Source organism: Natronorubrum texcoconense (genome assembly GCF_900100335.1).
Lineage (GTDB): Archaea > Halobacteriota > Halobacteria > Halobacteriales > Natrialbaceae > Natronorubrum > Natronorubrum texcoconense.
This window is the reverse complement of record NZ_FNFE01000001.1, coordinates 1-26493: the sequence shown is the minus strand read 5'-3', so window position 1 is coordinate 26493 and position 26493 is coordinate 1. Positions and strand designations below refer to the sequence as shown.

General features: G+C 64.8%; 22 protein-coding genes. 12 read left to right on the top strand and 10 right to left on the bottom strand.

What is annotated here, in order from left to right:
- From BLT08_RS00110 to BLT08_RS00100, 3 genes are all read right to left on the bottom strand, one after another.
- Positions 1–783 carry a hypothetical protein gene (locus BLT08_RS00110; RefSeq protein WP_090302787.1) on the bottom strand — a complete coding sequence of 261 codons (783 nt, stop codon included), beginning with the start codon at positions 781–783 and terminating at the stop codon, positions 1–3.
- A gap of 94 nt (positions 784–877) precedes the next feature.
- Positions 878–1789 carry a pyridoxal 5'-phosphate synthase lyase subunit PdxS gene (gene pdxS / locus BLT08_RS00105; RefSeq protein WP_090302786.1) on the bottom strand — a complete coding sequence of 304 codons (912 nt, stop codon included), beginning with the start codon at positions 1787–1789 and terminating at the stop codon, positions 878–880.
- A 117-nt stretch (positions 1790–1906) separates the two neighbouring features.
- Positions 1907–2686, bottom strand: coding sequence for an acetoacetate decarboxylase family protein (locus BLT08_RS00100; RefSeq protein WP_090302785.1), 780 nt, complete (start codon positions 2684–2686; stop codon positions 1907–1909).
- A gap of 120 nt (positions 2687–2806) precedes the next feature.
- On the opposite strand from BLT08_RS00100, the gene BLT08_RS00095 reads away from it, so the two are divergent.
- Both BLT08_RS00095 and BLT08_RS00090 read left to right on the top strand, forming a co-directional pair.
- Positions 2807–4477, top strand: a complete 1671-nt coding sequence (locus BLT08_RS00095) for a PQQ-binding-like beta-propeller repeat protein (protein ID WP_090302784.1) — start codon at positions 2807–2809, stop codon at positions 4475–4477.
- A gap of 121 nt (positions 4478–4598) precedes the next feature.
- Entirely contained in the window at positions 4599–5285 is a 687-nt protein-coding gene (locus BLT08_RS00090) for a DUF1405 domain-containing protein (protein WP_090303877.1), read from the top strand.
- A 15-nt stretch (positions 5286–5300) separates the two neighbouring features.
- On the opposite strand, the gene BLT08_RS00085 is transcribed toward BLT08_RS00090, so the two are convergent.
- Together BLT08_RS00085 and BLT08_RS00080 are read right to left on the bottom strand one after the other, a co-directional pair.
- Positions 5301–5672, bottom strand: a complete 372-nt coding sequence (locus tag BLT08_RS00085) for a DUF7344 domain-containing protein (protein ID WP_090302783.1) — start codon at positions 5670–5672, stop codon at positions 5301–5303.
- A 283-nt stretch (positions 5673–5955) separates the two neighbouring features.
- On the bottom strand, positions 5956–8745 hold the full coding sequence (locus tag BLT08_RS00080) for a valine--tRNA ligase (protein WP_090302782.1): 2790 nt from the start codon (positions 8743–8745) through the stop codon (positions 5956–5958).
- Between the two features lie 274 nt (positions 8746–9019).
- On the opposite strand from BLT08_RS00080, the gene BLT08_RS00075 reads away from it, so the two are divergent.
- The gene (locus BLT08_RS00075; protein ID WP_090302781.1) at positions 9020–9853 is read left to right on the top strand and encodes a DUF4097 family beta strand repeat-containing protein; all 834 of its coding nucleotides are present in this window, start codon (positions 9020–9022) and stop codon (positions 9851–9853) included.
- 92 nt (positions 9854–9945) lie between these two features.
- Positions 9946–10764, top strand: coding sequence for a sensor domain-containing protein (locus BLT08_RS00070; RefSeq protein ID WP_245724116.1), 819 nt, complete (start codon positions 9946–9948; stop codon positions 10762–10764).
- Here BLT08_RS00070 and BLT08_RS00065 read toward each other — a convergent pair.
- Complete coding sequence (locus BLT08_RS00065; protein WP_090302779.1) at positions 10745–11380, bottom strand: DUF8102 family protein; 636 nt, start codon at positions 11378–11380, stop codon at positions 10745–10747. The genes BLT08_RS00070 and BLT08_RS00065 overlap by 20 nt on opposite strands.
- A gap of 152 nt (positions 11381–11532) precedes the next feature.
- Here BLT08_RS00065 and BLT08_RS00060 point away from each other — a divergent pair, with 152 nt between their 5' ends.
- From BLT08_RS00060 to BLT08_RS00045, 4 genes are all read left to right on the top strand, one after another.
- On the top strand, positions 11533–14148 hold the full coding sequence (locus BLT08_RS00060) for an efflux RND transporter permease subunit (RefSeq protein WP_090302778.1): 2616 nt from the start codon (positions 11533–11535) through the stop codon (positions 14146–14148).
- Positions 14149–14436: 288 nt separating this feature from the next.
- Entirely contained in the window at positions 14437–14916 is a 480-nt protein-coding gene (locus BLT08_RS00055) for a (2Fe-2S)-binding protein (protein WP_090302777.1), read from the top strand.
- The gene (locus BLT08_RS00050; RefSeq protein ID WP_090302776.1) at positions 14913–17300 is read left to right on the top strand and encodes a xanthine dehydrogenase family protein molybdopterin-binding subunit; all 2388 of its coding nucleotides are present in this window, start codon (positions 14913–14915) and stop codon (positions 17298–17300) included. Before BLT08_RS00055 ends, BLT08_RS00050 begins: the two co-directional genes overlap by 4 nt.
- Positions 17300–18169: an FAD binding domain-containing protein gene (locus BLT08_RS00045; RefSeq protein WP_090302775.1), complete on the top strand. Its 870-nt coding sequence runs from the start codon at positions 17300–17302 to the stop codon at positions 18167–18169. The genes BLT08_RS00050 and BLT08_RS00045 overlap by 1 nt, the downstream gene beginning before the upstream one ends.
- 97 nt (positions 18170–18266) lie before the next feature.
- Here BLT08_RS00045 and BLT08_RS00040 read toward each other — a convergent pair whose 3' ends face one another.
- Entirely contained in the window at positions 18267–18512 is a 246-nt protein-coding gene (locus BLT08_RS00040) for an acetyl-CoA carboxylase (RefSeq protein WP_090302774.1), read from the bottom strand.
- A gap of 186 nt (positions 18513–18698) precedes the next feature.
- Here BLT08_RS00040 and BLT08_RS00035 point away from each other — a divergent pair, with 186 nt between their 5' ends.
- From BLT08_RS00035 to BLT08_RS00025, 3 genes are read left to right on the top strand one after another with little or no spacing between them, the layout of a single operon-like run.
- Positions 18699–19601: a 5-oxoprolinase subunit B family protein gene (locus tag BLT08_RS00035; protein WP_090302773.1), complete on the top strand. Its 903-nt coding sequence runs from the start codon at positions 18699–18701 to the stop codon at positions 19599–19601.
- Entirely contained in the window at positions 19601–20566 is a 966-nt protein-coding gene (locus BLT08_RS00030) for a 5-oxoprolinase subunit C family protein (RefSeq protein ID WP_090302772.1), read from the top strand. Before BLT08_RS00035 ends, BLT08_RS00030 begins: the two co-directional genes overlap by 1 nt.
- Positions 20567–20583: 17 nt before the next feature.
- Complete coding sequence (locus tag BLT08_RS00025) at positions 20584–21936, top strand: acetyl-CoA carboxylase biotin carboxylase subunit (RefSeq protein ID WP_090302771.1); 1353 nt, start codon at positions 20584–20586, stop codon at positions 21934–21936.
- A 29-nt stretch (positions 21937–21965) separates the two neighbouring features.
- On the opposite strand, the gene BLT08_RS00020 is transcribed toward BLT08_RS00025, so the two are convergent.
- The 3 genes from BLT08_RS00020 to BLT08_RS00010 form a co-directional block, all read right to left on the bottom strand.
- On the bottom strand, positions 21966–22727 hold the full coding sequence (locus BLT08_RS00020; protein ID WP_090302770.1) for a LamB/YcsF family protein: 762 nt from the start codon (positions 22725–22727) through the stop codon (positions 21966–21968).
- A gap of 149 nt (positions 22728–22876) precedes the next feature.
- On the bottom strand, positions 22877–23782 hold the full coding sequence (locus BLT08_RS00015) for an HFX_2341 family transcriptional regulator (RefSeq protein WP_090302769.1): 906 nt from the start codon (positions 23780–23782) through the stop codon (positions 22877–22879).
- Between the two features lie 71 nt (positions 23783–23853).
- Positions 23854–25875, bottom strand: a complete 2022-nt coding sequence (locus tag BLT08_RS00010) for a bacterio-opsin activator domain-containing protein (RefSeq protein WP_090302768.1) — start codon at positions 25873–25875, stop codon at positions 23854–23856.
- Between the two features lie 268 nt (positions 25876–26143).
- Here BLT08_RS00010 and tnpA point away from each other — a divergent pair.
- Positions 26144–26493: IS200/IS605 family transposase (tnpA, locus tag BLT08_RS00005; RefSeq protein ID WP_090302767.1), on the top strand; the 350-nt coding region annotated here is incomplete at its 3' end.

Here is a 26493-nt window from a genome sequence, read left to right as displayed (position 1 = left end):
TCACCGCTTCGAGCCGCGGGCCGTCTTCCAGCGCCGGCCGTAGATCCGCGGGAGCGCATCGACCTTCGCCCCGCGAACGTTGCTCGGGACGGTCGACACGCGCGTGGAGACGCTGGCTGGCAGCGGACCGGCGGGAACCGACGACACCGTCGTCGGATTGTTCGAGACCGGTCGTCGGCCGGCGTAGCCCGAGCCGCGCTGTTTCGACTCGTACAGCTCTTCGAACTTCGTGTGGCCCTCGAGAACCCCTCTTCGGGCCGCTTTCGCCGCCTTCTTCGCCTGTTGCTGGAGCGCTGCATCCGGCGCGTCGGCTTTTACTTCGTCGACGAACGACTCGACGTCGGCAGCCGCTTCGGAGTCGCCGGAGGAGTCGAGTGCGTCGGGGCCGACGACGTCCTCGAGTTCGGCTTTGAGCTGTCGTAGTTCCTTCTGAAAATCGACGAGGTCGACGGTGTTCCAGAGCTCTCGGAGGTGGATAACGTGCCGGATCGTGCTGAGATCCAACGCTACGTCCGGATCCCGCTCGCGAATTGCCTCCGGGAGTTCGTCCAGGTCGAGAAGATCCGGCAGTGCCGACACCTCGACGACGTCGGGTAACTTCTCGAGGTCGATCGTCCCGAAGAGGTCCTCGACTTCCTCGACGACGTCCCAGAGTTCGGCCGCCGTCGTCGACAGCGTCTCGTCCGACTCGTCGGTGGTGGTTTCCTCGAGTAACCGGATGGCACCCATTTTGAGGTTCTCGGACAGTTGCTCGAACGTGGACGAAGACGATGCCTGGCTCATACGAACTGTAGGCGGCGTACGGAGAAAACGGAGGTGCTTGCCGAACGGTCGCGAATCGGGAGTAACGGAGAAACGATTTTTCGCCTGCGAGCGATCAGACGCCGCGGCCCTGCAGCTTCTCCTCTTCGGCGAGATCGGCGTTCGCGTCGCCTTTCATCCCTTTGCCGAGATGCTTCGAGATCTCGGCGAGCGTCTCGGGGTCGTCCCAGTTGTTCGTCGCCTCGACGATCGCTTCGGCCATCTCTGGCGGATTCTCCGCGCCGAAAATGCCGCTGCCGACGAAGATCCCGTCGCACTCGTGGTGCATCATGAGCGCGGCGTCGGCGGGCGTCGCGATCCCGCCCGCCGCGAAGTTGACGACCGGCAGTCGCCCCATCTCGGCGGTCTCGTGGACCAGTTCCGCGGGGGCCTCGATCTCGCGGGCGTAGGCCTCGCGCTCCTCGTGTTTCATGCCCTCGAGTTCGCGGATCGCGCCCTTGATCGTGCGCTGGTGGTGGACGGCCTGGTTGACGTCGCCGGTGCCGGCTTCGCCCTTCGTTCGGATCATCGCCGCGCCCTCGTCGATCCGTCGCAGGGCCTCACCGAGGTTTCGGGCTCCGCAGACGAACGGTGCGGTGAAGTCGCGCTTGTCGATGTGGTAGGCGTCGTCGGCGGGGGTGAGCACTTCCGACTCGTCGATCATGTCGACGCCGACGGCCTCGAGAATCTGGGCCTCCTTCGTGTGCCCGATGCGGGACTTGCCCATCACCGGAATCGAGACCTCGTCGACGATTTCCTCGACGTCCGCGGGGTCTGCCATCCGAGCGACGCCGCCGCGCTTGCGGATATCCGCGGGGACGGCCTCGAGCGACATGACGGCGACGGCGCCGGCGTCCTCGGCGATTCGGGCCTGCTCTTTGTTCACGACGTCCATGATGACGCCGCCTTTCTGCATCCGGGCGAATCCGCGCTTGACGAGGTCGGTCCCGCGTCGGAGCTCCTCGAGATCAGTCTCAGTCTCGGACATACTGCGCCGTTAGGAGCCACCACACTTACGCGTATCCGTTCCGGATACGACTGGTTGACGAACCGAAACGCTGCGAGGTGGATCAGCAGAATCGCTCTCGCAAGACTAACTGAAGACTCACAATGCATCGACCGGAGCGCCCGCGTGGAGTCGCGCCCGGGCCCGGGAGCCGTACAGACGCGCGAGCGGGCGATTCCAACAGCCGAGCGTCGCTCGTAGTTCGGAGTCGATCTCGAGTTCCGTCCCGATCGGCGAGCCGAGCGCGATCTCGCCGTGAATCTCGGCTCGCGTTCGCAGCAGGTCGCTGTCTTTCGTCGTGTAACTCCACATCGTCCAGTCGCGATCGCGAGTGGTCGCTCGAGTTCGCGGGCGCGGGACCTCGAGGCGAACGGTTGGCGTCTCGGTCCCTCCGACGACGGCTCGCAGCCCTCGCGGCCCGTCAGTCACCGTGATATCGGCTCGCTCCTTCGGGTAGCCCCAGATCTCGCGCCCGAGCGCGACCGACGCGTCGGTCGTCACCGGCAGCCAGTGGACGTAGCCACTGACCTCGCCGTCGGCCAACTGAGCGAACGGAAGCGCCGTCCGACTCCCGCGAACGGCCGGGACGATGACCGCGAACTCGTCGTAGGGCTCGAGACCCGCCTCGCCGTCGTTCGCATCCTCGCCGTCGCTTCGTCCGCTACCGACGCGGTGGTACTGAATCCCGACGAACGTCACGCAACCGATCCCGGGTGCGATCGCGAGCGCAGAGAGCCCTGGCGGCAACAGCGCCTCGAGCCGATCACGCCGCGCCGGGACCGTGACGCCGCCGAGCGCGAACTCGAGTTCGAGCGGCAGAGCGATCTCGTGGCCGGTCGAGAGGGTGACTCGAGTTCGGCCGTCGGACCTGCAGTGCATGTGACCATCGACGTCCCCTACCCGCTAAAGCGCGGGGGGAAGGTATCTGAAACAGTTGTATGGGTAACAATTCGGATTAGAAACGGTATAGCAACGACAGTACTCGACACCGGCGATGGTATGGAAGAATGGCATCGCCGTTCGGTACTGGCAACTGGTGCAGCACTTTCGGCCGGTGGGCTGGCGTCGATCACAGCGGGTGCGTCCGAAGCCGACGACCGCGTCGATGACCTTCCAAATCCGGACCTGGATCCAAATCCAGGGGCGGACGAAGACTGGGCGTCGTACCGCGGCGGCGCTGGACACGCCAGATTCGTCCGAGACGGCCACGAGTTCGACGGCGAATCCCTCGAAGCAGCCTGGTCCGTTAATCACGACAGCACCGTCGCGGTCGCCGACGACATCGTGTATACGACGACCGCGGATGGGGTCGTCGCCCTCGACGCGGCGGACGGCGCGCTCGTTTGGGAGAACACCGACATCGACGCGCGCGACCCCGTGGTAGCCGGCGAGAGAGTCTACCTTGGCGGCGACGAAATCGTGGCGCTCGACCGGGACGACGGCAACGTCCGCTGGGAGAGTGACTTCGATCCCGAAGAGTGGACGAGCAGCCACACGGTGGCGTACGACGGCGTCTTCGTCGTCGCCGACGGCACACTCTACGCGCTCGAGACCGACGACGGGTCAGTCCAGTGGCGAAAAGAATCGGCCGTCGTCGAGTCGACCGACGGTGACGAACGGGAGTCCGAATTCGTCACCGGAGCCGCCGCGGCGAACGGCGTCGTCTACGCCGGAACGGAGACAGGAACGTTCGCTTTCGACCCCACGACCGGAGAGACCGTCTGGCGAGACGAAACGTGGTACTCTGGTATCACGGACCAAAGTATCTACGCGACGGAGACGGGGGTTCTCAGCGAGAGGTCGGGCCCTGAACTCGCGCTCTACGATGCACAAACCGGCGAGATGATGAATCTACCCACGGTGAGATCCGGACCGACACTCAGCAACGAATCCGTGATCGGAGGAAACGATCAAGGCTACGGCAGCCACTCGATCCACGGCGACGAGTACGACTGGACAATCGACGTTACGTACACCTACGGACAGGCCGTTATCAGTAGCGAGACCATCTACGTCTACTTTCAGGTGGACGGCCACAACTATGGAGACCGTGAGTACGATCAGACACTCGTCGCGCTCGACAAACGCGACGGGAGCGAGAAGTGGACGATCTCGAAAGACGACGCACCGATCGGACACATTCGTGCGATCAGCGGGGAAACCATCTATGTCGACAACGACGGCGAACTCGTCGCGCTCCGCGAGCGAGTAGACGACGAAGACGCGGCTGACGAAGGCGATGAGAACGGTGATGACGAGCGGAAGGATGAGGATTCCGACGACTCCGGCGACGGAGACGCGGGCGAGAGCGACGACGCGAACGGTGACGAGGAAGCCTCCGACGACGCGGACGGCGATGCGGGCGAGGAAGACGACGGAGACGCGGACGATGGTGACTCCGACTGCCCGAACACGGAGTCCGACTCCGAGTGTGAGGACGATTCGAGCGACGATTTCACCGGTTCCGACGACGGGTCTCTCGGAGATGATGGCGGTGACGACGGAGATACCGACACCGGTGATCAGACAGAGAACGGGACGACCGACGCCGAGGACAACGGAGATACAGACGGCGTTCCGGGCTTCACCACAGGTGCGGGACTCGTCGGCGGCGCCCTCGGCCTCGAGTGGCTGCGCCGACGAGGCGACGCGGACGACCCGACCGAGTAACGGACGGTCGGTGTAGCGAACTCGGACGGGGCCGACGTGACGTACTTGTCTTTCCGTGCATGAGTGATACTCGACAACCGCTACTGTTTTGCGAGTGTCGACCGTCACGACAGGTGAAACGATGTCCGCGACGACCCGGCTGCCTGACCGTGACCCGTTGCCGACGTATCTCGCACCCGTTCCGAAGCGACTCGAGGACCTCGGCCTTCGGTTCGCCTGGCTCGTCGTGGCGATCAACCTCGCGGGGACGGCCTTCGGCTTCTGGTACTACTCCGGGCAGTTCGCCGAGACGCCGGCGGTGATGTGGCCGTGGGTGCCCGACAGCCCGATGGCGACGCTGTTCATCGCGCTCGCGGTCGCCGCGTGGAAACTCGGCTACGAGCAGCCGTGGCTGACGTCGCTGGCGTTCTTCGGAAACATCATCCTCGGACTCTGGACGCCGTACACGCTGCTCGCGTTTTCCGACGCGTACGGCTACCTGCATCCGCTGATGTTTCAGTTCCTCTTCTGGAGCCACCTCGCGATGGTCGTCCAGGCGTTCGTCCTCCACCGGATTACCGACTTCCCCGTCTGGGCGGTCGCCGTCGCGCTCGTCTGGTACGCGAGCAACCTGATCGTCGACTACTTCGTCCCGATCGTCGGCGACCCGCATCACACCTCGATCCCCGTCGCTCGAGACGAACCGATGTATCTCGGGGCCGACGCGCTCGGCGTCGTCGCCGCCGGGGAAGTGACGTTTACGCTGCTCGCGCTGTTTCTCGCGCTCGCGACCTGCGCCAAAAAGGTCCAATCGTCGCGTGCGACCTGAATCCCCCAAGCGACACTACGCCGACCGTGGCTGTCGTCCGTCCTCGAGCGAGGCCAGTTCGAGGTACGGATCGAGGATTCGAGCCGCATCGCGACGCTCGATCGTCCCGGTCGCCGGATCGTATCGAACGACGGCCGAGTCGATCAGTTTCGGCAGGTGGGCGTGGTGGAATCGAGTCGAGATCGCCTCGAGTCGTTCCGGTGTCAGGTCACCGTTGCGGTGGGCGATCCCTTCGACGAGTTCGTCGACTGACACAGCCCCAACTTTCTGTGAGAGGTACGACAACGCGTCCCGTCGCTGTTCTTCGAGTAGTATGTCGAAGACGGCGTTCGTGGAGAGGGATGCGGTGCTGTTCGAAGATTTCACGTTCGAGGTTTCTGTCTTCATAGTGCTCTGTACTCGGCTTACACGGCTACTCACGACTTGTCGTCGAACGGCAACTTCAGCAGAGCACACATCACGAATGGGTGAACGATGACATAAACGTTCTGTTACTACCGTACTAATTTCCAGAATGTTTCGGGTAATGTGCTATGGTACCCACGAATTTCGTTAGTATCTGGAATTGGGACCTACACGGGTAGCGAAGTGTCCAATACGCGAACCACCGCGCAGTCAACGCTTTTGGACGCGGATACGGCAGAACGAAGAGCGGTAACGAGCCGTGGCGTTACTCGAGGACGACGACCGCCGACTCGGTCTCGATCATTTCGCCCTCGCCGGAATAGGTGCGCTCGAGTTCGACCTCGAACAGGTCATCCTCGAGTTCCTCGCCGGCGACTCGCAGTACACCAGCGCCATCGTCGATTTCGTACTCACCACTCTCGATCCCGGCGTCGATCTCGCCGACCTTCGAGCCGAACTTGGGTCCGAGCGTCGAGTAGTCGAGGTCGATGTTCGCGACCTCGGTCGTCACTTCGGGTTCGTCCTCAAGGACGGTCAGTTCCTGGACGTGCATCACGTTCTGGATGGCGTCCTCGAAGCCCTCGATGGGACCGTAGACCGACACCGACTCGAGATCGGCGTTCAGCGGCAGCTGGTTCTGGCTCTTGTAGCGTCGCAGCGCCGAGATGACCTCCATCGCGGTCTCGCCGGCCTCGAGATCGGCCTCGTACCCCCGTGGTGCGGGCCAGTCGCGCGTGTGGATGCTGGTCTCGGCGAGGCTCCCCTCGGTATCGCTGTACACCGCCTGCCAGATCTCTTCCGTGACGTGTGGCAGGAACGGCGCCCACAGCTCGAGGAACGTGCGGTGGGCGGTTCGAAGCGCGTACTGCGTCGAGGGGTTATCCTCGCGGCCCTTCGCGATCTCGAGGTAGTCGTCACAGAACGTGTTCCAGAAGAACGTTCGCAGTCGGTCGCGAGCCTTCGCGAACTCGTAGTTCTCGAGGTGGGTCGTCAGCGTCTCGACGGCGTCGTCCAGTTCTGCGAGCAGCCAGCGGTCGATCGCCTCGAGTTCGGCCGGCTCCTCGGGCTCGGCGGGAGCGAGGGTGTCGACGAGCTTCGAGGCGTTCCAGAGCTTTCGCAGGAGCTTCTCGCCGGCGGTCAGGTCCTTCTCCTGGTAGGGGAAGTCGTCGCCGACGGCGGCGCTGGCGGCCCAGAATCGGACGGCGTCGACCGGATACTCCGAGAGCACCGCATCGGGTTCGACGACGTTCCCCCGCGATTTGGACATCTTCTCGCGGTTCTCGTCTAACACGTGGCCGTTGATCAGCGTCGCGTCGAACGGCACCTCGCCGGTGTGTTCGTAACACTTGACGATCGTGTGGAACAGCCAGAACGAGATGATGTCGTGGCCCTGCGGACGCAGATCGAACGGGTAGAGTTCGGGGTTGTCCATGGCGAACTCCTCGGTCTCCGCGTCCCAGTCCCAGCCCGCGTTGATGAGGGGCGTCAGCGAGGAGGTCGCCCACGTGTCGAAGACGTCCTCTTCCGGGACGAACTCGTCGTGGCCGCACTCGGGACAGGCGTCGACCGGCGGCTCGTCCGAAAGCGGGTCGACTGGCAGCTCCTCGCGCTCGGCCATGATCTCGTTGTCACACTCCTCGCAGTACCAGACCGGGAACGGGATCCCCGAGTCGCGCTGGCGGGAGATCAGCCAGTCCCACTCGAGGCCCTCGATCCAGTGCTGATAGCGGGTGAACATCTTCTCGGGGTACCAGTCCATCTCCCGGCCGGCCTCGAGGTATTCCTCCTTGTGATCCAGAATTTCGACGTACCACTGCTTGGAGACGCGGTACTCGACGGGCGTGTCACAACGCTCGTGGACGCCGACGGCGTGGGTGATCTCCCAGCGGTCGCGGAGATAGCCCTCCTCCTCGAGATCCTCGACGATCTCTTCGCGGGCCTCCTCCGTGGAGAGCCCCTCGTAGTCGCCGGCGAGGTCGGTCATCGTCGCGGACTCGTCGATCGCGACGCGCAGCGGGAGGTCGTGGGCCTGGTACCACTCGATGTCGTTCTGGTCGCCGAACGTACAGCACATGACGACGCCGCTGCCTTTCTCCATGTCGACGCGCTCGTCTTCGATGATCGGCACCTCGTGGCCGAAGAGCGGGATTCGAGCGGTCTCGCCGACCAGATCCTGGTTCTCCTCGTCGTCCGGATGGACGAAAACGGAGACGCAGGCCGGAATCAGTTCGGGCCGGGTCGTGGAGATAACGAACTCCTCTCGGGGTGCATCGTCACCGGTGAGTTCGAACGCGATGTCGTTGAAGTGCGAGTGGCGCTCGTCGTCTTCGGTCTCGACCTGCGAGATGGCGGTTTCGCACTCGGGACACCAGATCGCGGGGGCCTTCTTGCGGTACTCGCGCTCCTTCTCGTAGAGATCGAGGAAGGAGAGCTGCGAGATGCGCTGGACGCGGGGTTCGATCGTCTTGTAGGTGTTGTTCCAGTCGATCGAAGTCCCGAGCGACTGCATCTTCTCCGTGAACTCGGCCTCGTACTCCGCACAGACCTCGCGACAGAGTTCCTGAAACTCGCGTCGCTCGTAGTCCTGGTGGCGGATGTCGAGTTCCTCCTCGGTTAGCCGTTCCGAGGCAATTCCGTTGTCGTCGTAGCCGAACGGAAAGAGGACGTCGCCGTCGGCCATTCGCTGGAAACGGGCCGCGAAGTCCTGCAGCGTGGAGCCGTAGAGGTGGCCCATGTGCAGGCTGCCCGAGACCGTCGGCGGCGGCGTGTCGATCGCGTAGGTCGTGTTCGGATCCTGACCCGGATCGCCGTCGTACGCGTAGACGTCCGCGTCGATCCAGCGACGTTGCCAACGTGATTCGACCGCTGCGGGGTCGTAGCCGCCCTCGAGGCTCGGCTCGCCATCTCGGACGTCCTCACCCTCCTGCTCCGGCGCGTCCGTACTCATGCTCTCACCGCCCGTCTCGGGCGTCGGCCGTGCGTCGTCGTGTCGTCGAAACTGTGGTCGTTCATTGGAGATACCGGTCGTTGCTCGGTGAATGCTGGTCGCCGACAATACATCCGTCGAAACGGGGTGGGTGGTGTGGGGCTATGGTGCCCCTACGAAAACGGCGTCGGACGGGCCGTCGAGCGTGCCGGCCGTACTCGCGACGGTGTCGGACATATGTAGCTGTACTGCGGGGAACGGTGTTAGGTGTTTCGTCGCGACCGTCGCCGCTCCGGAGTAGTCGAATCGGCGTCCCAGTTCTCGTATAAAAATTCCGGGGTCCGGTTGGGCCGCCGACAGTCGACCGATCGGGTTAACGTGGTATCACGTTCTGGATGATACTATGAGCGCGCAGACGTCGAGACGAACGCTGCTCGGGGCCGCGGGGGCGGGCCTGCTGTCGGCACTCGCGGGCTGTAGCGGGATGACACCGCTGGTCGGCCGGCGGATCGAGGCGCACGAAACGCTCTCGTCGGCGGACGCGGACCGACTCGCCGTCTACGGCAACGTGGGCGAAATTACGGTCGTCGGTACCGACCGCGACGACATCGATCTCGATATCGAAAAGCAGGCGAGTTCGATTCGAACCGACCTCGAGGAGCTCGAACTCCGAACCGAAACCGACGGCGGAACCCTCGAGATCCGCTCGGAGTGGACGGGCAGCGTCGGCTGGTTCGAGAGCCAGCCAACGATGAACCTCGATCTCGAGATTCCCGAGGCGCTGACGGTCGAGCGAATCGAAGCGAGCGTCGGCCGCGTCAGGGTGGCGGAGGTGACCGGCGATCCGACGATCGAGGCGACGACGGGGGAGATCGAGGTCTCTAACGTCGACGGAACGGTCGGCGCGCGGGCGAGTACCGGCGAGATCGAGATCCGCGACGTCGAGGGGGTCGCGGACGTCCACACGACCACGGGCCGGGTCGCAACCGACGTGCCCGCGATCGACGGCGATACGACGATCAGCACGACGACCGGCGGCGTCTCCGCCGCCGTCGATCCGAATCTCGACGCCGAACTTCACGCGAGTACCGGCACGGGCGAGGTCGACGTCGCCGGCCTCGAGTTGACCGACGAGACGCGAGAGGACGACCTCGTGACGGGAACGCTGGGCGACGGCGGGCCGACGCTGCGACTCGAGACGACGACGGGCGGAGTCGACGTGTCGTCGCTGTCCTAACCGGGAGGAAAACGGCGGGGATCGCGGTACGTCCGATCCCGTTTCGTCAGATGGCGAACGTTTATTTTTTCGCGGGGAGCACTCACGGCCGAATGGCGCGCACCGCGACGACACTTGCCGACGGCCACCTCGGACGAGCGGCGGCGGGGCTCAAGCGATTCGTCGCGGTGCCGTTCCGGCGCCGGACGTACCTGAATCTGGCCTATCTGTTGCTCGCCTTTCCGCTGGGCATCGCCTACTTCGTGTTCGTCGTGACGGGGGTTTCACTCGGCGTCGGACTCTCGATTATCCTCGTCGGGATTCCGCTGCTGGCCGCCGTGGTCGTCGCTTCGCTCGCGCTCGCCGGCTTCGATCGGTGGTTGACGGCTACGCTGCTGAACGTCGAAATCGAGCCGCGGACGAGCCCCGATGGGGACACGCACACCGAGCGGATTCGCTCGCTCGCGACTCACCGAAAGACGTGGACGGCCGTGCTGTATCTCCCCGTAAAATTCGCGCTCGGTGTCGTCTCGTTCGTGCTCGTCGGTACCGGCTTGTCGACCGCGATTGCCATGCTCACGGTCCCGCTCTACTACGACCAGCCGGGGCTGTACGTCGGTACCGTGTCGGATCGTGCGCCCGAGATTCACCAGACGCTGCATCTCGGCTGGGACTATCTGCTCGTCAGCGTCGACGCCGTGTTCACCGTCGGCTACTGGGAGATTTCGACCCTCCCGCAGGCGCTCGCGGTCGCCGTACTCGGAATCGGTCTGCTGTTCGGCACGTTCCACGCCCTCAACGCGCTCGCTCGTCTCTGGGGCCGGTTCGCGCGACTCGCACTCGAGGACGGCTACGACCCCTTCGCGGTCGTCGTCCGTCGACTCGGCCCTCCGGCGGAAGCCACAGACGACCCTACTCGCTCAAACGAATAACCGCGATCCCGTCCGAAACGCGCTCGAGGTCGCCGTCGAGGTACGTCGCCAGTCGCTCGAGCGACGGTCCGCTGTCGTCGCCGTCGACGCTGACCACGCGAATGCGGTCGTGCCGGGTCGCGTCGTACGTCCCCTGCATGACGATCGAAAACAGCTCTCGCGGCGTCACCGGGTCGCCCGCGTCCAGTCGTTCGGTGATCCCCTCGAGCGACGATTCGACCGTCGTCTCGACGTCGAAGGTCACGTCGACGGAGACGGTTTCGTCCCGGTCGGTCGCGGCGAGGTACTCCTCGGAACTCCTGACGGCGGGTGTGAGGATCTCCTCGAAGTCGACGCCGTACCGCTCGGTGCCGAGGTAGACGAAGGCGACCATTGCCCGGAGACCGTCCAGAAACGCCGCGTCGGTCGTGGTCCGCTCGAACACCTGCTTCCGGTCCTTCTCGGGCAACGTGTGGAGGAGGAGGTCGAAATCGACCGTGGAAGCGTGAATCCGGCGTCGGATGCGCGCCTCGGCGTTTCGCTTCGACTGTTCGTGGCTCATCTCTCGGTCGCCCAGCAGGTAGGCTCGGTCGGCCGGGCTGAGCACGCCGCGTTCGCGGTCGATGTCCGTGTTCATAATCGGTATCGGATTATACAACATCGGTTTCGATCCGAACCCCTATGGCTCTCCCGGTTCGAATATGCTGCAATGAACGCGAGACCGCGGGTCGCCGCTCCACGTTATCACCGAGTCGCGTGGCGTGACGGAAGGGGAGGGACGGAGAGTCGATGAGCGGAGGATTGGGGCAGCGGTATGCTGATCTCGTCGTCTCTCACAGCCGCCTCGTCGTCGTGCTGGTCCTGTTGCTCACCGCCGTCGTCGCGGCCGGTGCCGTGATCGGTGAGAGCGAGGACGGGGAAATCGGCGACTTCGAGACCGACTCCGAAGAGACCGAGGCGTTGACAGAGATCGACGAAACCTACGGCACCGACGACGGCGTCATCGCACAACTCGTCGTCCGCGACGACGGCGGCGACGTGCTGACTCGCGACTCGCTGCTCGAGGGACTATACCTTCAGCAGGAGGTACGCGAAGACGACGACCTGAACGCGACGCTCGACGACCAAGGGTTCGTCGGGCTCGAGAACATCGTCGCGACGGGCGCGGTGTTCGAGGATCGGGCCGCGGCGGCGAACGGCCCGCCGGATACGAGCCAGCCGACGCTCGAGGAGGGGATCGAGGCCCTCGAGTCGCGCTCGGACGAAGAGGTCGAAGCGTTGCTCGCGGACGTGCTCGATCCCGACAGCGATCAGGGCGGTGAGGACGCCTACGAGTTCCTCCCAACCAGCTACGAGCCGGGCGAGACCGAGGCCGAGTCGCGGATCACATTCATCTTCCAGGTCGACGAGAGCGGCCCTGACGAGGTGCCACAGGCGACCTACGACGCGCAGGTCGAAATCGACGCGCTCGTCGACGAGCGCTTCGACGACGCGTTCCTCTTCGGCCAGGGAGTTACGGACGCGGCCTCCGCGAGCGCCGTCGGCGACAGCTTCGCGATCATCACGCCCGTCGCGCTCGTGCTCGTCCTCGGCGTCCTCGCGGTCACGTACCGGGACGTCGTCGACGTACTCATCGCGGTCTTCGGCATCGCTGTCGTCATGGCCTGGCTCGCGGGTATTCAGGGCTGGCTCGAGGTCCCCTCGAGTCAACTGCTCATCGCCGTCCCCTTCCTCCTGATCGGGCTGAGCATCGACTACGCGCTCCACGTCGTGATGCGGTATCGGGAGGCCAGAGCGGGGGAACTCGAGGAAACGGAAGCGTTGGCGGCGGAGAACGGCGAAAACGGGACGGAAACGGAACACCCACGAGAGTCGGACGGCGGCCTCGTCGGGACGCGGGCCGGCATGACGCTCGGACTGTCGGGCGTCGTCCTCGCGCTCGGAGCCGCGACGGTCTCGACGGGCGTCGGCTTCCTCTCGAACGTGGTCAGTCCGCTCCCGGCGATTCAGGACTTCGCAGTACTGAGCGCCGGCGGCATTCTCGCGACGTTCGTCGCCTTCGCCGTCCTCGTCCCGGCGCTCAAGGTCGAGGTCGACGACGTGCTCGAGGGTCGGTTCGGACGAAATCGAGCGAAACAGCCGTTCGGAACGGGCACGAGCGTCGTCAACCGCGTCCTATCGCGATTCGTGGCGCTCGCTCGCCGCGCGCCGCTTGCGGTCGTGCTGGTCGGATTCTTGCTCGCGACCGGCGGCGCCTACGGCGCGACGACGATCGATACGGAATTCAATCAGGCCGATTTCCTCCCCGAAGACGCCCCCGAGTGGGCGAAGTCCCTCCCCGGGCCGCTGGCGCCGGACACGTACACGATCAGCGACGACGCCGCCTACCTCGGCGCGAACTTCGCCGAACGCGGCGAGGGAAGTCAAACACAGATACTGATACGTGGCGACGTGACCGATCCCGACGCGCTCGTCGCGATGGACGACGCGATCAGCGGGGTCGGCGACGATAGTACGATCATCGTTCGACCGGGCGGCGCTGCAGCGATCGAGGGGCCGCCATCGGTCATCCGCGAACTCGCGAGCGAGAACGAGAGCGTCGCGGCCGCCCTCGAGGAGCGCGATACGACCGGCGACGACCTGCCAAACGAGGACGTCGACGGCTTTTACGACGTGTTGTTCGACGTCGATCCGGACCGTGCCTCCGAGGTAATCTACCGGACCGACGACGGGAGCTACGAGACGTCCCGGCTGCTGGTCAGCGTCCAGGGTGACGCGGCCGCACAGACCGTCGCCGACGACACTCGTGACCTCGCGGCCGCGATCCAAAGCAACGGGCCAGTCACCGCAGTCGCGGCTGGCGGCCCCGTGACGACCGCCGTCGTCCAAGACGCCCTCCTCGAGACGCTCGTCCAGGCCTTTGCGGTCACGCTCGTGGTCATCCTGACGTTCCTGACGGTCCTCTACTGGGTTCGCCACCGTGCGCTCTCGCTGGGCGCGGTCACGCTCGCGCCCGTGGTCGCCGCCCTCGCGTGGCTGCTCGGCGCGATGGCGCTGCTCGACCTGCCGTTCAACAGCGAGACGGCCGTCATCACCAGTCTCGCGATCGGTCTCGGGGTCGACTACAGCATCCACGTCGGCGAGCGGTTTATTGCGGAACGAGAAGAGCGGGAGTCGCTCGAGGAGACCCTCGCCGCGACGATTACGGGTACCGGCGGCGCGCTCCTCGGCAGCGCGGCCACGACGGCGGCCGGCTTCGGGGTCCTCGCGCTCGCGCTCGCACCGCCGCTTCAGCGGTTCGGGCTGGTGACGGGGCTGAGTATCGTCTTCGCGTTCGTCGCCTGCCTCACCGTCCTGCCGTGTCTGCTCGTACTCCGGGAGCGCGTACTGGCTCGAGCACGCTAAGGAGCGCTTTTTCGACTCAGTTCGAAAGATTCGATCGCCCCCAACTGGCCCGTCGCCGGCGACTGACGGTTCGGGTGTCGTCTGCACCATCGACCGCGCGCCGAGTGGTGCAATTCACGAGTGGTACGAGATTCGCGAGTGATATGTCCGGTTCGATGACGGTCGGAGGCGGTGATTTCGGTCACAAACCTATTTACCTCGATGCGGTGTGCATAGCATGTGAGTTTCTAACGCGAGGGTTGGAAACAATACTCGGGACGGAGCCGACCGAACGCTCCGGGAGTAATAATGTCAGAACACAATATTTCTGTAACAGTCAACGGCACACACCACGAACTGACGGTCGAACCACGAACGCTGCTCGTCTCGGCGCTCCGAGAGGAACTCGGCTACACCGGGGCGAACGTCGGCTGTGAGACCGGGCGATGCGGCGCCTGTACCGTCAGAGTCGACGGCGAGACGATCAAATCCTGTACGCGGTTTGCCGTCCAGTCCGACGGCGCGGAGATCGAGACGGTCGAGGGACTCGCCGACGACGGCGAACTGTCGACCCTGCAGGAGCAGTTTCAGGAGAATCACGGGCTCCAGTGTGGCTACTGCACGCCTGGGATGCTCATGTCCGCCGACACGTTCCTGCGGGAGAACGAGGATCCGTCGCGCGAGGAGATCCGGGACGCCATCGAAGGGAACCTCTGTCGATGCACCGGCTACCACAACATCGTCGACGCGATCGAAGCCACGGCGGACCAGTTGGGTGAGCAACGATGAGCGACGCGGACGCGAGCGGAGCATCCGACGGTGATGGCAGCGGGGCCTTCGGCGCCGCGATCGAACGCGGCGAGGACGTTCCGCTGCTGACCGGGTCCGGGGAGTACACCGACGATATCTCCCTGCGCGGAACGACCCACCTGGCGATTCGGCGCTCCGACCACGCTCACGCGCGAATCGAGAGTATAGACACCAGTGACGCGGAAGCGATGGAGGGCGTGCTCGCGGTGTTCACCGGCGAGGACGTCGTCGAAAGCGGCGTTCCGAACACGATCCCGACCGCGTGGGACCTCCCCGGGCTCGTCCAGCCCCAGTACCGCATGCTCGCCACGGACAAAGTTCGCCACGAGGGGACCCCCGTCGCCGCCGTCGTCGCGGAGACTCGACACGCGGCCTCCGACGCCCTCGAGCACATTCACGTCGAGTACGAGGAACTCGAGCACGTCACCGATCCGGTCGACGCCGTCGAGCGCGACGTTCCGCCGGTCCACGACGAGGCCGAGGACAACGTCGCGTTCGACTTCGAACTCGGGGACGCGGACGCGACCGACGAGGCGTTCGCCGACGCCGACCGCGTCGCGAGCGTCGACCTTCGACAACCGCGTCTCATCCCGAACGCGATGGAGCCGCGAGCGGCCCTCGCCGACTGGGAGGAGGCGACGGGGAAGCTCCGTCTCTGGATGACGAGTCAGAACCCCCACCTGCATCGAATGCTGCTCTCGGCGGGGACGCTCGGACTCCCGGAGAACAAGATTCAGGTGATCGCCCCCGAGGTCGGCGGCGGCTTCGGGAGCAAGATCTACCACTACCCGGACGAGGCCGTGACGGCCTGGTGCTCGATGCAACTCGGGCGGCCGGTGAAGTGGCAGGCGACGCGCTCGGAGAGCTACCTGACCGACTGCCACGGTCGCGATCACGTGACGACCGGCGAAATCGCGCTCGACGACGACGGGACGATTCGCGGCGTTCGCGTCGAAACGCACGCCGGACTGGGCGCGCAGCTCTCGCAGTTCGGAACGGCGACGCCATCCTATCTGTACGCGACCGTCCTCTCCGGCCAGTACACGATCCCCGCCATCCACTGCCGCGTCGTCGGCGCGTTCACGAACACGACGCCCGTCGACGCCTACCGCGGTGCGGGGCGAGCCGAAGGGATCTACGTGATCGAACGGCTCGTCGACGTCGCCGCGCGGGAACTCGAGATGGACCCGGCCGAACTGCGTCGGCGAAACCTCGTCCCACCGGACGAGTTTCCCTACGAATCGGCGGCCGCGCTGGTCTACGACAGCGGCGAGTACGAGCGCGCGATGGATCTGGCGCTCGAGCACGTCGACTACGAGGAGTTACGCGAGCGCCAGCGTGAGCTTCGAGACGAGGGCCGATACATCGGCATCGGGATCGGCAGCTTCATCGAATCGGCCGGGCTCTCGCCCTCGGGACTCGCGGGCGACCTCGGCGCGCAGGCCGGCGGCTGGGAGAGTTCGATCGTGCGCTTCGACTCGACGGGATCGGTGACCGTCCTCGCGGGAACGGCGGATCAGGGACAGGGCCACCGAACGACATACGCCCAGGTCGCGGCCGAAGAACTGGGCGTCTCCGTCGACGACGTGACGGTCGTCGAGGGCGACACGGATCGAATTCCACAGGGGATGGGCACCTACGGGAGTCGCAGCGCCTCGGTCGGCGGCGGCTCCATCGCCCGCGGCGCGCGCGAGGTCCGGGAGAAGGCCCGTCGGATCGCGGCACACCAACTCGAGACCAGCGTCGACGACATCGAGTTCGACGACGGCGAGTTTCACGTCGCCGGCGCGCCGGATCGCTCGCTGCACATCCAGACCATCGCCCACGAGGCCTACCTCGGCCACGACCTGCCGGAGGGGATGGATCCGGGGCTCGAGGAGACGAACTTCTACGACCCGGAGAACTTCACCTACCCCTTCGGTACGCACGTCGCGGTCGTCGAGGTCGAACCGGAGACGGGCGAGATCGAGATCGAACGCTACGTCGCGGTCGACGACTGCGGCGAGATCATCAACCCGATGATCGTCGAGGGGCAGGTCCACGGCGGGATCGCACAGGGGATCGGCGCCGCGCTCTACGAAGGGGCGGCGTACGACGACGACGGTCACCTCCGAACCCGTCGGATGGACGAGTACGTCGTCCCGCACGCGACGCAGTTGCCCGACTTCGAGACGGACAACACGGTGACGCCGAGCCCGCACAACCCCATCGGGGTGAAAGGCGTCGGCGAGTCGGCGACCATCGCGGCGGCGCCGACGATCGTCTCGGCCGTCGCGGACGCGCTCGAGCCGTTCGGCGTCGACCACCTCGACATGCCGATCACGCCGGAGTCGGTCTGGCGGGCCACCGGGGGTGACAACTGATGTACACGAACGACTTCGACTACTACCGCGCCGACAGCGTGGGGGAGGCGGTCGAACTGCTCGGCGACCACGACGGCGCCGAACTGGTCGCCGGCGCGCACGGATTGCTGCCGCGGATGAAGACCGGGGACGAGTCGCCGCCGGCGCTCGTCGATATCGGACAGTTGAACGGGCTCGACGCGATCGAATCGTCGGACGGCGGAAGCATTTCGGTCGGCGCACTCGCCACCCACGCCGAGATCGCCGACTCGGAAATCGTCCGCGAACACGCGGCCGCGCTCGCCGACGCCGCCTCCGAGTTGGGCGATCCGCCGGTCCGAAACGGCGGCACGATCGGCGGCAATCTCGCCCACGGCGATCCGCGCTCGGATCCGCCGGCCGCCCTCCTCGCGCTCGAGGGCTCGCTCGAGGTTCGCGGCTCGGACGGCGAGCGAACGATCGACGCCGCCGAGCTTTTCGAGGGGCCGTTCGAGACGGCGGTCGCCGACGACGAGATCGTCACTGCGGTTCGAATTCCGACCGACGACGACGCCGTGAGCGGCTACCGCAAGCGCCGAGACCCGCTCTCGGGCTACGCGATGGTCGGCGTCGGCGTCTGGCTGCGTACTGACGACGAGACGATCGAGGCGGCTCGAGTCGCCGTCACCGGTGCGACGACGACGCCTGCGAGACTGTCGGGTGTGGAGGACGAACTCGAGGGGAGTGCGGTGAGCGAGGAGACGATCACCGCGGCGGCGGCCGAGGCGGGCACCGCGCTGGACGCCGACGCGTTCGTCTCGGACGTACAGGCCAGCGCCGAGTATCGCGAGCACCTGCTGACGATCGATACCGAGCGCGCGCTGTACGACGTGCTAGACGTTGGTCAGTGAGTGCCGTTCGGTAGTGTTGCGTTCGCTCGAGAATGGGCGACTGTGACCGAAGACACGGCGACGACGGTGTGTAGGTCTCCACCGATGGAAACGGGCGTCAGTTGGTCTCGAGAACCAGCAGCTCGTCGCCGGCGTCGACTTCCTGTTCGTTCTCCGCGACGAACTCGGTGACCGTGCCGTCCGCCGGCGCGGTGATGTCGTGGAAGTTCTTCATGACGCCGACCAGCCCGACGACGTCCCCCTCCGAAACCTCGTCGCCTTCGTCGACGAACGTCGGGTCGTCCGGATCGGGACGCGTGTAGAAGACGCCGGGCATCGGTGACTGGATGTGTTCTGTCGTCATTTATGAAATCTTACTATTCGATAGGGTCTCCGAGCATATAGGTTTTGACAAACCTATACCTCCCCGAACATCATTGTAAACACATCAGTCACCATAGTTTACGAACTCGTGTAATTGTTTTAGTACGTTTCTCGTCCGACTCTAGTCGGCATCTATACAGTGGTAACCGTTCTCTTGGGAAATAGGATGAGCGAGCAAACGATAACGAGGCAAGAGCTTCCGTCGCCGCGGTACGAGTACGGCGGGGACGACTGGGTGTTCGTCGAACTCGACGAGGCGATGAGCTTCGACGCGAACTTCAAGGCGCAGGCGATCACGCAGGAGATCCGCCAGAACAGTCTCGAGGGACTCGTCGAAGTCGCACCGTCGAACGCCTCCTATCTGATCCAGTTCGATCCGGCCGTGTTGCACCCCGACGAACTGATCGAGGAGCTGAAATCGCTCGAGGACGAGATCGACGTCTCCGACTACCAGTGGGAGGCCCGCGTGTTCGACATACCGGTCTTCTACGACGATCCGTGGACCCACGACACGCTGATGGACTTCCGGGAGCGCCACCAGGATCCGGATGCAACGGACCTCGAGTACTCCGCGGAACTCAACGGCTTCGACTCCGTCGAGGCGTTCGTCGACCACCACTCGGGCGCGCCGCACATGGTGACGATGATCGGCTTCGTCCCCGGACTGCCCTTCTGTTTCCAGATGGTCCCCCGCGACGAGCAGATCGAGGTGCCGAAGTACGAACAGCCCCGAACCGCGACGCCGAGTCGAGCGATCGGCTTCGGCGGCGCATTTACGGCTATCTACCCCGTCCCCGGGGCCGGCGGCTACCAGCTCTACGGTCGAACGCCCGTCGAAGTGCTCGACGTCGACCAGGAGCTGTCGGCGTTCGAAGAGTCGATGGTGCTCCCCAACCCGGGCGACATCCTCAACTTCCGGCAGATCGACCGCGAGGAGTACGACGCGATCCGCGAGGAGGTGGAGGACGGCAGCTACGAGTACAACTACGATCGAGTCGACTTCGAGCCCCAGGCGTTCTTCGAGGACCCGGACGGCTACAACGAGCGGCTCCTGGAGGTGCTCGAGTAATGCGGATTCTCGACGGCGGACTCGTCACGACGGTCCAGGACACCGGCCGCCACGGCCACTATCACATCGGCATGCCGCCCTCCGGCGCGATGGACCAGTTCGCACACAAAGTGGGCAACTGGCTCGTCGGCAACGACGAATCCGACGCGACCCTCGAGATGACCTACATGGGCGCGGACGTCGAGTTCGAGGACGACGCCGTCTTCGCCGTCACGGGGGCGGAGATGGAGCCCACACTCGAGGACGAGCCGGTCCCGATGTGGACGGCCGTGCAGGCCGACGCCGGCGACACGCTCAGTCTCGAGTTCGCGACCGAAGGCGCGCGAACGTACCTCGCCGTCGCCGGCGGCGTCGACATCGTGCCGGTGATGGGGAGTCGATCGACGTACACCCTGATCGGCATCGGTGGTCACGAAGGCCGATCGCTCGAGGCGGGCGACGAACTGCCCATCGGCGAGCCCTCGGCGGACGTCGACGACGTGATCGGGAACTCGATCGACGAGGCGGACCGTCCGGACTACTCGACCAACGAGATCAACGTCGTGATGGGGCTCTGTGACTACCGGCTCACCGACGAGGGACGACAGCGCTTCCTCGACGCCGACTGGAAGGTCTCCGACGAGGCCGACCGGGTCGGCTACCGGTTCGAGGGGCCCGATATCAGGGATATGTTCGAGGAGCGCGAGCAACCGTTCGGCGCCGGGACGGACGTCACCAACGTCGTCGACCTCGGCTACCCCGTCGGCTCCATCCAGATGGCCGGCCAGCCGATCATCCTGATGCGAGACGCCGTTACCGGCGGCGGCTACACCACCGTCGGAACGATCGTCAGCCCCGACCGCGGCGCGCTCTCGCAGTGTCGAACCCACAGCACCGTCGACTTCAACGCGGTCGACGTCGAGGAGGCGCTCGAGATCCGTCGCGAGCGAGACGAACTGCTTACGGACATTCAGGAGTCGCTGTAGTGCGGATTTGTCAATAAATGATCACCAAAGTACTCGTTGCGAACCGCGGCGAAATCGCGGTCCGCGTGATGCAAGCGGCGACCGAACTCGGAATCGACACCGTCGCCGTCTACAGCGACGCCGACGAGACGGCCAAACACGTCCGGCGCGCGGACGAGGCCGTCCACGTCGGCTCCTCCGTCGCCGGCAAGAGCTATCTCGACCAGGAGTCGCTGCTCGAGGCGGCGAGCGAGACCGGCGCCGACGCGATCCACCCGGGCTACGGCTTCCTCGCGGAGAGCGAGTCGTTCGCCCGCCGCGTCGAGGACTCGGAGTTCATCTGGATCGGGCCGCCGGCGGACGCGATGGCCGACTTCGGCGAGAAGACGAAAGCGCGCGCCATCATGGCCGACGCCGGCGTCCCGATCGTTCCCGGAACCGACGAACCGATCGACGACCCGGAACGGGTGAAAGCCTTCGGCGACGAACACGGCTACCCGGTCGCCATCAAGGCCGACGGCGGCGGTGGCGGCCGCGGGTTGAAAGTTGTCGATACTCCCGAGGAGGCCGAGGAAGCCTTCAAAAATGCGAAACGCGAGGGAGAAGCCTACTTCGACAACGACGCGGTCTACGTCGAGCGCTTCCTCGAGAACCCGCGCCACATCGAGGTGCAGGTCATCGGCGACGAGCACGGGAACGTCCGCCACCTCTACGAACGGGACTGCTCGGTGCAACGCCGCCAGCAGAAGCTCATCGAGGAGACGCCCTCGCCGGTGCTCGACGAGGAGACGCGAGAAGAGCTCTGTGAGTCCGCCCGATCCGGCGTCGCCGAAGCCGGCTACAGTAACGCCGGGACGGTCGAGTTCCTCTACGAGGACGGCGAGTTCTACTTCCTCGAGGTCAACGCCCGGATTCAGGTCGAACATACGGTCACCGAGGCGGTGACGGGAATCGACATCGTCAAAGAACAGTTCCGCGTCGCCGCGGGCGAGGAACTCTCGTTCGAACAGCACGAGGTGGAGACCCGCGGAGCGGCGATGGAGTTCCGAATCAACGCCGAGGACCCGTACAACGACTTTTCGCCGACGCCAGGCACCCTCGAGACGTACCGACCCCCAACGGGAATGGGCGTCCGCGTCGACGACGGCGTCAATCAGGACGATCGGATCAGTCCGTTCTACGATTCGCTCGTCGGGAAGTTCATCGTGACCGCCCAGGATCGAACGGAGGTGCTCGAACGGAGTAAACGGGCCCTCGAAGAGACCGACATCGAGGGCATCTCGACGACGATTCCGTTCCACCTCGCGGTGCTCGAGGACGACGCGTTCGTCGACAGCGAGCACACGACGAAGTACCTCGACGAGCAGTTCGAGGGGCTGGACGAGGCCTGATCCGCCGGCGTATCGTTACACCAACCGTCTCAGACCAGTTCGTCGAGGCGTGCGAGTTCGATTCCTTCCGCCTCGAGTCGCTCGTGGATCGACTCGAGCAGTTCGACCGCATTCGGTCCGTCACCGTGAATACAAATGGACGACGCGGGGACGTCGATCATCGTGCCGTCGACGGCCTCGACTTCGCCGCGGGTCGCGATGGAGACGACGCGATCCGCGACCAGTTCGGGATCCTTCGGCTCGACCGATTTCTCGACGATCAGCGTACGATCGGGGTTGTAGTCGAGGTCGACGTAGCCCTCGAAGACGGCGTCCAGTTCGTCGTACTCCTCGGCGACTTCGTAGATGTTCATATCGGTCGCCAGGTAGACGAGATCGGGATCGACCTCGAGGATGCCCTCCATGACGGCCCGACAGTGGTCCGCGCTCTCGGAGAGCATCGAGTACATCGCGCCGTGGGGTTTGACGTGCTGGACCGTCGCTCCGTGGCGTCTCGCGAACGCCAGCAGGGCGCCTAACTGGTAGACGACGTAATCGCGCACCTCCTCGGGCGTCGCGTCCATCGTTCGCCGGCCGAATCCCATCTTATCTGGCAGACCGGGGTGGATGCCGATCCCCACGTCGTGTTCCGCCGCGAGTTCGACGGTCTCGCGCATGACGTGGGGGTCGCCCGCGTGGTAGCCGCCGGCGATGTTCGCGGAGGTGATGTACGGCATCACCTCGTCGTCGCGTCCCATCGTCCAGTTGCCGAAACTCTCGCCCATGTCGCAGTTGATGTCGATTGCTGTCATCGGTGGATGGTCCCGTACCACGCCCTTCGTCGTCGATCTACTTGAGGTATCGTGGCCGAAACCGGGTTGGGGACCCGCTCGTCCGCGACGGCAATCGACACTCATTGGCGCTCGAGAACGGTCGCGAAAGCGCCCGACTTCGCGCAGTACTACGACTCCGAACCGCTGTCGGAGTGCGCTCGCACCCACAGCTCGCCGATCCGGGAGAGCCTGGTTCGGTAGGATTTCCCGTGCTCCTCGCGCTCGATGTAGCCCTTGCCGCCGGGACCCAGCCGGTCGACGTTGTAGATGACCTTCGAGCGGAAGCTGTCGGTGTACTCCTCGTTGAGTTCGCGGGCGAGCGATTCCGCCAGTTCGGAGACCGAGTCGAACTCGCCGTCCTCGCCGAGTTTGTAGAGAATGAGTTCCTCGAAGGGCTTGACGTTCGAGAAGGAGGCGACCGGTAGCTCGACGATGTGACGACCGTCGATCTCCTTGGCCCCGATGGTCGTTCCTCGCTCGTCGAACTCCGAGAGGAGGTCGCGGGCGCTCTCCAACCGATCGTCGATCCGATCGCCGTCGACAGCCGCTTCCTGCGCCCCCAGATCCTCGAGAATGGCGATCTGCTCGCGAAGCTCTTCGGCGAGTTCCGTCTCGAGGTACTTCTCTGGAGCCGTGTAGTAGGTGTGGATCCCCTCGCGGTCCTCCTGGCGTTCGACCATCAGCGAGTGGGCGGCGTTGGCGAACGCGAAGCTCACGGTTCGGGGCATCGCGGCAACGTTCACCCAGACCTCGTTCCCGGCGTCGAGCTCGCCCGTGATGAGTTCGTAGGCCTGCTCGAAGGCCGCGTCGTAGTCGTAGACGTCCTCGAGGACGAATCGCTCCGTGCTCGCCCCGAGCAGGTTCCGGAAGTCGGTCTCGAGTTTCTCCGAGAGGTGCCGGGAGTACTCGACGTTGGCCTCGCTCCCGACGGCACCCTCGAGGAGGATGACGCTGTCGACGTCGATCTGATCGCGCACCAGCGGCGCGATCAACCGGTCGTAGTCGAAGCCGACCGGGACGATGTGGGTTTGCATGTGTGGGACGTGGAACGGGGACGTAATCAATCCCGGTACGTCGCGGCCGACGTGTGCCGCGGTCGCGACGCTCAGCGATCGTCGGTCGACCGTTCTCCGGCCGTCTCCGCGTCGTCGAGGATCATCGCAATGAGTTTGTGCTGGGCCGCCCGGAGGTGTTCGTGGAACGTGGCGGCCGTCACGTCCATCGAGTCGGCGACCTCCTCACCCGAACTGTCGCGAGGCCACTCGAAGTAGCCGCCGTAGTAGGCCATCTCGAGGGCGGTTCGCTGCCGATCCGTCAACGCTTCGGCGAGTTGGTGTTGGAGCTGGTCCAGCGATTCGCTCGAGGGGGAGATCTGGCGCCGGGCGACGGTTTGGATGCTCGCATAGACGTCCGTTAGCTCGTCCATGACGGCGCCGACGTCCGTCCCGGTCGGAAAGTGGACCGTCGTGGTATACTCGCCGTCGTGGATCGCCGCCGCCTCGACGTAGCCGCCGTAGGCGTCGATAACCCCGAACATCGGCGGAGACGTAATCGATAACTCGAACTTCACGTCGCCGGCTGTTCGCTGAAGCACCGACACCTCGTTCCAGTGGGGAACGCGCTCGACGATCTCCTCGAGCAGCGGAAACGTCTCGGCGGCCGTTCTCCCGTACTCGAGGTACTGTTCGTCGCCGGTCCGGACGACCCGGTCGAACCAGACCGAGTGGCCGGTCATGTCCGGGCCGTCGAACATCGCGACGGCGTCGTCGATGACGAGTTCGAGTTCGATCAGCTCGTCGCCGAGCAGGACTCGTTTGCGCTCGAGAGCGGCGATGGCGTGGCCCAAAATTTCGCCGAGTTGGGCGACGACGTCGCGCTCCTCGTCGCTGAACGCGTTTCGACGTGCGCTGGTGATCCCGAGGATGCCGTACAGCACGCTGTCGTACGCGATCGGGATTGCGGCGGCCGACTCGTAGCCGTGTTCGCGGGCGTCCTCGCGCCAGGGTTCGAAATCTGGGTCCGCGAAGACGTCGTTCGACACCTGTATCTCCCTGGTTCGAATCGCTTTTCCGGCCGGACCGCGGCCGGCGGGATCGTCGGACGCAGTCGAAAGGGGAATCGACTGAACGTAGCCGTCGATCCCCGCTTCGACGCGGTGAGTGATCGACTTCGATCTGGCGTCGACGTCCGCGATGAACGCGAACTCGTAGGACGGCGAGTCGGCCAACGACTCGCAGGTGACGCGCTCGAGGTGGGCCCGCGTGGATCCGGTGACGATGGCGTCGTTGATCTCGCGAACGACGCCGTTGACGTGATCGAGCGCCGCCAGCCGCTCGCGATGGCGCTCGAGTTCCCCCTCGCGTCGTCGGGCCTCGGTAACGTCCCGGAGAATCGAGAGATGCGTTCCGGGCAACACGTTCGCGACGGAGTTGTACTCGACGATCCGTTCCGTCCCGTCGGGTCGGACCAGCGAGAACGAACCGCGGAGCCGCCCCTGCTCGAGAAACGTCTCCCAGGCCGAACTGACGTCGTGATCGGCGTGGATAAACTCCTTGAGCGAACGGCCGGCGATTTCCGACCGATCGATCCCTAACAGGTCGCTTGCGGCCGGGTTGGCGGCGACGATCTCGTTCTCGTCGCCGACGAGGATCGCGTCGTGTGCGTCCTCGAAGATCGATCGGAGCCGCCGGTTGTCCTCCTCGAGTTGCCGCTCGCGCCGCTTGCGTTCGGTGACGTCGGCGACGAGAACGGTCACGCCGGACTCGTCGGGATGACACCGCGCTTCGAACCAGCGGTCGATCCGTTCGTCGTGTGCGTCGACGGTGACCTGTCGCTGGCGTTCGAACGCGCGTTGGTGTGCATCGCCGAACAGCGACTCGAGGCGGTCGGTCACGGGCCCAGTCCCCACACCGTCCTCGGCCCCATCTGCGTCCGCGGGTTCGTCGACTGCGTCGGCCACGGATCGGTCGAAAAGGGACCTGGCTCGCTCGTTGACGAGCGTATACCGCAGGTCGGAATTCAGCGTGTAGACGGCGTCGGAGACGCGGGCGAACGCGTCTTCGAGTTCGCTCCGCTCGTCCGAGATCACCTCGGATTCGGTTTCGACTGCTCGCCACTCGTCGCCCATGTTCGCCACTGTGAGCCCCACTCAATAAGCGTAGCGGGTAATATTACTTTTCTGAATAGCGGTAACATTCAACACGGTAACAGCTAGTGAATCAGTCGTCGAATCACCCGGCCGAGTCGGGAAACACGTGGTTACGTGAAACAGGTGCAAAGCCTTGCCCTTCAGGGCGGGGATGCGCGCCGTAATTCTCGTTAATCTTCCGCCGTCGAAAGCACTGCCGGGGTTCTGTCGGCACGTTTAAGTATCAATCTGATTATAGTATGCATAGATGGTGAAGAGTACCCGTCACGCGAAATACGAACTCTACTACCACATAGTGTTCATCCCGAAGTACCGGGAGCCACGTCTGATGGGCGCAACCAAAGAACGTCTCAAAACCATCTTCGCGGAGATATGCGACGACAAAGACCTCGAACTCGTAGAGGTCGAAATCATGCCCGACCACGTACACCTGTTCGTGGGAAGTCCGCCGCGCAACGAACCGTCGTTGCTCGTCAATTGGCTAAAGGGCATCTCCGCGCGGTACTACAATCAGCGATACGACGACCGTATCAAATGGACGCGCTCGTACTACGTCGGAACGGCGGGTAGTGTCTCGAAGGACACCGTAGAACAGTA